This window comes from Arthrobacter sp. 05N425, assembly GCF_056397125.1.
On sequence record NZ_JBFTMU010000008.1, the window covers coordinates 100,343 to 106,845 of the forward strand.

The following is a 6,503-nucleotide window of genomic DNA, read 5'->3' on the forward strand; positions in this document are numbered from 1 at the left end:
GCCTTGACGCGGACACGTCCGCGGCCAGCCTCAGCCCGCGGGCAGGGAGGGGAACGACGCCGGATCCGCGCCCAGCCCCGGCACCGCTCCCGGGTCCGCGCCCCAGAGGGCGGCGCGGCGCGCAGCGCCCAGCAGCCCCGCGACGGCCCACTTTCGGGTCTCGCCGTCGCTGAGGGCCACGAGGTCCCCGTAGGCGGGCAACGTGGCGGCCTCCAGCGCGGCCAGTCCGGGCCCCGGGGAAGCCAGGAACGACGGGTCCAGGGCGTAGCCGGGTTCCCGTGGAGGGATTGGGGCACACTGCGATCGGCTCAGGGATTCCGCCCCGGAGACCAGCGCTTCGTGCCGCGCGAGCTGATCGGCGGCCGACCTGGCCGCTGCACCGTTCAAGCGGGTCAGTGCCACCTGGTAGCCGTAAACGGTCTCCAGCTCGGTGCTGACCAGGGCTGCCAGGGCGCCCGGCAGCCCGGCGTTCCCGGTTGCGGCTCCGGGGCTGCTGGCGGGCGCGGCCGAAGGCGACGCCGTCGCAGCGGAGCAGGATCCGGCGGGGGCCGCTTCCAGTGCGGCCGCCCCCGGGGCGGGCACCGAGCCAGCAGGGTCGGGGGCGCCGGCCGCGGCGGCGAGGGCGGAGGACTGAAGCAGCTGAGCGGTCCCGACAGCAGCCAGCAGCCGGGCCATCCCGCCGTCGGCCGCGGCTGCATCGCTGAGCCGCTGCCGTCCGCTCTTTGCGAGGTCCGCGGCGAGCCTGGCGGCGTCGGCGGGGACTGCAGAAGCCGCCGCAGAAGTAGCCGCCGTTGCCGGCGCGGCAGCCGGCGCCTGACCTGGGCGCAGCAGTGCGCGGGCCTGGGTTGTCAGCAAACTCACAGTCCGCGTGAGGGCGGCCCGGGCGGCAGCCGGCGCGGCGGGGCGTCCGGTGCCGGTGGGGGCGGCGCCGAGCTGCTCGCCGGCGGTCCGCAACTGCAGGGTATCGGCCAGGGCGGCGGCGCGCGCCTGCTCCGAGAAGGGCGGTTCCGGTGGTTTCGGCGGATTTCCGGGCCTAAACGCGATACCCAGGCTCACCACCACGAGGGCGAGGCAGACGAGGAGGGCCAGCCGGGGAAGGTGCCGGGGAGCCCGGAGCCGCCGTCGTTCTTCCCTGCTGTCGTCTTTCACAACAGACCATGTTGTCATGCCGGCCGGGAAGTGGGTGCACCACGTCGCCGGGAATATCGCTACGCTAGTAGACACAACATCATCTAGCGGGAGGCGGGCGGCATCATGACCAACGCAGAAGCCACGACTTCGACAGACCGGACCGGGACGGGGAAGGCTGAAGCCGCACCCGCTCACAATCTGGAGGCCGAGCGCCTGTACGCGCTCCTCGAGCCTGCAGTCCTGGCAAACCGGCTGTACCTGGAGGACGTTTCCATCCACATTGCCGGCGCCAACCGGGTGGTCCACGTGGTGGTGGACCTGCCGCAGGAGGAGACCGGCGGCGTCAGTCTTGACGTCATCGCCGAGATTTCGAAGACCCTCTCGGACATCCTGGACAACGATCCGAGCACCGACTCGCGCCCCTACGACCTTGAGGTCTCCTCGCCCGGCGTCGGGCGGCCGCTCACCGAGGAACGGCACTGGTACCGCGCCCGCGGACGGCTCGTCACGGTCAACGTGATCCAGGGCGACAACGTCACCGGCCGCATCCAGTCCGTCGACGACGGCGGCGTGACCTTGGTTCCGGAGCTGGCCGTCAAAAAGGGGATGAAGCCCAAGCAGGGCGAACCCGTCAAACTTCCTTTCGACAGGATCCGTAGTGGAAAAGTCGAGATAGAGTTCAGCCACCTCGAAGAGGCCGGTCTGGAGAACGACAATGGACCTTCCGAGGAGGCCTAATGGATATTGACATGAGCGCACTGAGACTCCTGGAGCGTGAGCGCGAAATCCCGCTGGATCTCCTGATTCCGACCATCGAGCAGGCACTGCTGGTGGCCTACCACAAGACCCCGGGGGCCTTCGAGAAGGCCCGTGCAGAGCTGGACCGCAAGAGCGGCCACGTGACGATCTGGGCCACCGAAATCGACGACGACGGCGCGCCGATCGGCGAGTTCGAGGACACCCCGGCCGGCTTCGGCCGCATCGCGGCGAGCACCGCGCGGCAGATCATCCTGCAGCGCCTTCGCGACGCCGAGGACGACAACGTGCTGGGCCAGTTCAAGGGCCGCGAGGGCGAACTCGTCGCGGGCACCATCCAGCAGGGCAACAACCCGCACATGATCCAGGTCAACCTCGGAACGGTGGAGGCGCTGCTGCCGCCGCCCGAGCAGGTTCCAGGCGAGAAGTACACCCATGGCAACCGGCTCCGCGCTTTCGTGATCGACGTGCACCGCGGTACCAAGGGCCCCTCGATCACGCTGTCCCGGTCCCACCCCGGGCTGGTCCGGAAGTTGTTCGAGCTGGAAGTCCCGGAGATCGCGGACCGCTCGGTCGAGATCGTCGCGCTGGCCCGCGAGGCCGGCCACCGCACCAAGATCGCGGTGAAGGCCAACACCCCCGGCATCAACGCCAAGGGTGCCTGCATCGGCGAAATGGGTTCGCGCGTCCGGGCCGTGATGACTGAACTGAACGACGAAAAGATCGACATCGTCGACTACAGCGACGATCCCGCCTCGTTCATCGCCAGCGCGCTCTCGCCGTCACGGGTGAATTCGGTCACCATCACGGATGAGGCCACCCGGTCCGCCCGCGTGGTCGTCCCGGACTACCAGCTCTCCCTGGCCATCGGCAAGGAAGGCCAGAATGCACGCCTGGCCGCCAAGCTCACCGGATGGCGGATCGACATCGTCTCCGACGCCGCGGAGAACCGCGACAAATAGCACCGGACCGGGGCCGTCCCGCGGCACCCGCGCCCGTGGCCCCTCCGGGGTTCCCGCGTAGCCCCCGTTTCGGGCGACGGGGGCCGGAGGGGCTAGAATAGACATGACCGCGCCTAACGGCCGGTGTCCGCGTGCCTTCGACGCGACCGGTTTTCCGACCGGGAGCCGGGGGCCGGCAGATGCGTACTGGCAGGAAGATACTCGTAGTGGCAGAAGTGCAACACCTCGGGAATCAGCCGCAGCGCACCTGCATCGGATGCCGGAAGAAGGGTCTGCGGTCGGAGTTAGTCCGGCTCGTCGCCGATGCCAGCGGTTCATCCGCTGTCGTGGTGGATGAACGACGCCGGATGGCTGGCCGGGGTGCATGGCTGCACCCCAGCGAAAAGTGCCTGGCACTGGCGGTCAAACGTCGAGCGTTCGGACGCGCCCTCAATGGCGCTGCCGGAACCGCCGACGTCGAACGCCGGATCACGGCAGGCACGCAAGCAGTGGACACCCCGGTGGCCGCAGCAACAACCGTCCAACCTGAAAGCGGGTCAGAAAACTGATGGAAACCCGATGAGTTCCCAGCGATGAGTGCGCAACGATGACAACTTTGTTGCGCTCTGCAATGGGCCTTTCAGCTGCAATCGCGGCGGAGGCCCGCAGTAAGAAGTAGACGGTTCGTGCCTGGCTCGGTGCGGACCGAGACAGGAGAAATGTGGCCAAGGTCCGCGTACATGAGCTTGCAAAAGAGCTCGGTATTACTTCCAAAGATGCAGTAACCAAACTGCAGGAACTGGGCGAATTCGTTCGCTCCGCCTCTTCCACCATTGAGGCCCCCGTTGTGCGGAAACTCCGCAACGCCTACCCCGACGCGCCTGCCGCTCCGAAGTCCGAAGCGCCCGCGTCCGCCCCCAAGGCCAGCCCCGCAGCGACACGACCGGCGCCCGCGCCGGCTCCGGCCGCGCCGAAGGCCGCCGAAACCAAGACTGAAGCCCCGGCTCCGTCGGCTCCCTCTGCTCCGGCCGAGGCGCCCGCAGCAGCGGCACCCGCCGCCGCTCCGGCTGCCGAGGCCCCGGCGGCTCCGTCCTCCGGCGCCAAGCCCGGCGCACGTCCGGCACCGAAGGCCGAAACCCCGGCTGCTCCGGCACGCCAGGGCGGCTCGGCGCCGCGTCCGGGCGGACCCCGTCCCGGCAACAACCCGTTCGCCACGTCCCAGGGCATGCCCCGCGGCCGCGGCGGCGACAACGAACGCACCTCCCGTCCGGGCAATAACCCGTTCGCTCCTTCCCAAGGCATGCCGCGTCCGGGCGGAAGCCGCACCGAGGGCGAACGCCCCGGCGGCCCCCGTCCCGCAGCAGGCGCTGGTGGTCCCCGTCCGGGCGCACCCCGTCCGGCCGGCGCTGCCGGTGCACGTCCGGGCGCTCCGCGTCCGGCCGGCGCTCCCGGCGCCCGTCCCGGAGCCGGCGGAAACCGTCCGACTCCCGGCATGATGCCTAACCGCACCGAACGTCCCGCACCCGCTGGTGCCGGCCGTCCCGGCGGCGGCGGCCGTGGTCCGGGCCGCCCGGGTGGCGCTCCCGGAACCGGTGCTCCCGGTGCCGGCGGCGGCGCTCCGGCCGGCGGTGGCTTCGGCAAGGGTGGCCGCGGTCGCGGTGGCACCCAGGGTGCCTTCGGCAAGGGCGGTGCAGGCCGCGGCAAGCAGCGCAAGTCGAAGCGTGCCAAGCGCCAGGAACTCGAGCAGATGAGTGCCCCCTCGCTGGGTGGCGTGAGCGTACCCCGCGGCGACGGCAACACCATTGTCCGGCTCCGCCGCGGCTCGTCCATCACGGACTTCGCCGACAAGATCGAGGCAAACCCGGCCGCACTGGTGACGGTCCTGTTCCACCTCGGCGAAATGGCCACGGCCACGCAGTCGCTGGACGAGGAAACCTTTGCCCTGCTGGGCGAGGAGCTTGGCTACAAGCTCCAGGTCGTCTCGCCGGAGGACGAGGAGCGCGAGCTGCTCTCCGGCTTCGACATTGACTTCGAAGCGGAGCTGGAAGCCGAAGGCGACGAGGAGCTTGAGGCTCGTCCGCCGGTAGTTACCGTCATGGGCCACGTTGACCACGGTAAGACCCGGCTGCTCGATGCCATCCGCAAGTCCGACGTTATGGCGGGCGAGCACGGCGGCATCACGCAGCACATCGGTGCGTACCAGGTCACGCACAACCACGAGGGCACCGATCGCAAGATCACCTTCATCGATACTCCGGGCCACGAGGCGTTCACCGCCATGCGTGCCCGTGGTGCGAAGGTCACCGATATTGCCATCCTCGTGGTGGCAGCGGACGACGGCGTTATGCCGCAGACCATCGAAGCGCTCAACCACGCCCAGGCGGCCAACGTGCCGATCGTCGTGGCCGTGAACAAGATCGACAAGGAAGGCGCCAACCCGGAAAAGGTCCGCGGCCAGCTGACCGAGTACGGCCTGGTTCCGGAAGAGTACGGTGGTGACACCATGTTCGTTGAGGTCTCTGCCCGCCAGAACCTCAACATCGACGAGCTGCTCGAGGCAGTCCTGCTCACCGCGGACGCCGCCCTCGACATGCGCGCCAACCCGAACAAGGACGCCCGCGGTATCGCGATCGAAGCCAACCTGGACAAGGGCCGCGGTGCGGTCGCTACCGTCCTGGTCCAGTCCGGCACGCTGCACGTCGGCGACACGATCGTGGCAGGCACGGCCCACGGCCGCGTCCGCGCCATGTTCGACGACGACGGCAGCGCGCTGACCGAGGCCGGCCCGTCCCGCCCCGTTCAGGTGCTGGGTCTGTCCAACGTCCCGCGCGCCGGTGACACCTTCTTCGTGACCGCTGACGAGCGCACCGCCCGCCAGATCGCCGAGAAGCGTGAAGCCGCAGACCGCAACGCCGCCCTGGCCAAGCGCCGCAAGCGCATCAGCCTGGAAGACTTCGACCAGGCCGTCGCCGAAGGCAAGATCGACACCCTCAACCTCATCCTCAAGGGTGACGTGTCCGGTGCGGTTGAAGCCCTCGAAGACGCGCTGCTCAAGATCGATGTCGGCGAAGGTGTCCAGCTCCGCGTTATCCACCGCGGTGTCGGTGCGATCACGCAGAACGACGTCAACCTGGCAACGGTCGACTCCGCCGTCATCATCGGCTTCAACGTCAAGCCCGCCGAGCGTGTTGCCGAACTGGCAGACCGCGAAGGCGTGGACATGCGCTTCTACTCCGTCATCTACGCAGCAATCGATGACATCGAAGCAGCCCTCAAGGGCATGCTCAAGCCGGAGTACGAAGAGGTCCAGCTTGGTACCGCCGAGGTCCGCGAAGTGTTCCGTTCTTCCAAGTTCGGCAACATTGCAGGCTCGATCGTCCGCTCCGGTGTCATCCGGCGCAACGCGAAGGCCCGCATCACCCGCGACGGCAAGATCATCGGCGACAACCTCACCGTTGAGACGCTCAAGCGCTTCAAGGACGACGCAACCGAGGTCCGCACGGACTTCGAGTGTGGTATCGGCCTTGGCTCGTACAACGACATCAACGAAGGTGACATCATCGAGACCTTCGAGATGCGCGAAAAGCCGCGCGTCTAAGTCGGTCCGCCTGATGGCGAGTCAGCAGTAACAGGTGCGGGGCCGTTGGATTCTTTCCGGCGGCCCCGCCCCTGCGC

The 6,503-nt window shown here is 68.7% G+C and carries 5 protein-coding genes; 4 read left to right on the plus strand and 1 reads right to left on the minus strand.

Annotated elements, in window-relative coordinates:
• Window positions 1–30 precede the first annotated feature (30 nt).
• Window positions 31–1,149, minus strand: coding sequence for a ferritin-like domain-containing protein (locus AC1DGE_RS12450; protein ID WP_476917542.1), 1,119 nt, complete (start codon window positions 1,147–1,149; stop codon window positions 31–33).
• Between the two features lie 105 nt (window positions 1,150–1,254).
• Between AC1DGE_RS12450 and AC1DGE_RS12455 the strand changes: the two genes are divergently transcribed.
• The 4 genes from AC1DGE_RS12455 (at window position 1,255) to infB (ending at window position 6,426) form a co-directional block, all read left to right on the plus strand.
• The gene (locus AC1DGE_RS12455; protein ID WP_441419357.1) at window positions 1,255–1,869 is read left to right on the plus strand and encodes a ribosome maturation factor RimP; all 615 of its coding nucleotides are present in this window, start codon (window positions 1,255–1,257) and stop codon (window positions 1,867–1,869) included.
• Window positions 1,869–2,849 (plus strand): transcription termination factor NusA, encoded by a 981-nt coding sequence (gene nusA, locus AC1DGE_RS12460; protein WP_175323181.1) that lies wholly within the window; start codon window positions 1,869–1,871, stop codon window positions 2,847–2,849. The genes AC1DGE_RS12455 and nusA overlap by 1 nt, the downstream gene beginning before the upstream one ends.
• Before the next feature lie 206 nt (window positions 2,850–3,055).
• Entirely contained in the window at window positions 3,056–3,397 is a 342-nt protein-coding gene (locus AC1DGE_RS12465) for a YlxR family protein (protein WP_476917543.1), read from the plus strand.
• A gap of 152 nt (window positions 3,398–3,549) precedes the next feature.
• Complete coding sequence (infB, locus tag AC1DGE_RS12470; protein WP_441419359.1) at window positions 3,550–6,426, plus strand: translation initiation factor IF-2; 2,877 nt, start codon at window positions 3,550–3,552, stop codon at window positions 6,424–6,426.
• Window positions 6,427–6,503: the final 77 nt, after the last annotated feature.

Bases quoted from the DNA above. Each gene is read 5' to 3' on its own strand.
- AC1DGE_RS12455 (WP_441419357.1), top strand. From the start codon at position 1,255: ATGACCAACGCAGAAGCCACGACTTCGACAGACCGGACCGGGACGGGG.
- nusA (WP_175323181.1), top strand. From the start codon at position 1,869: ATGGATATTGACATGAGCGCACTGAGACTCCTGGAGCGTGAGCGCGAA.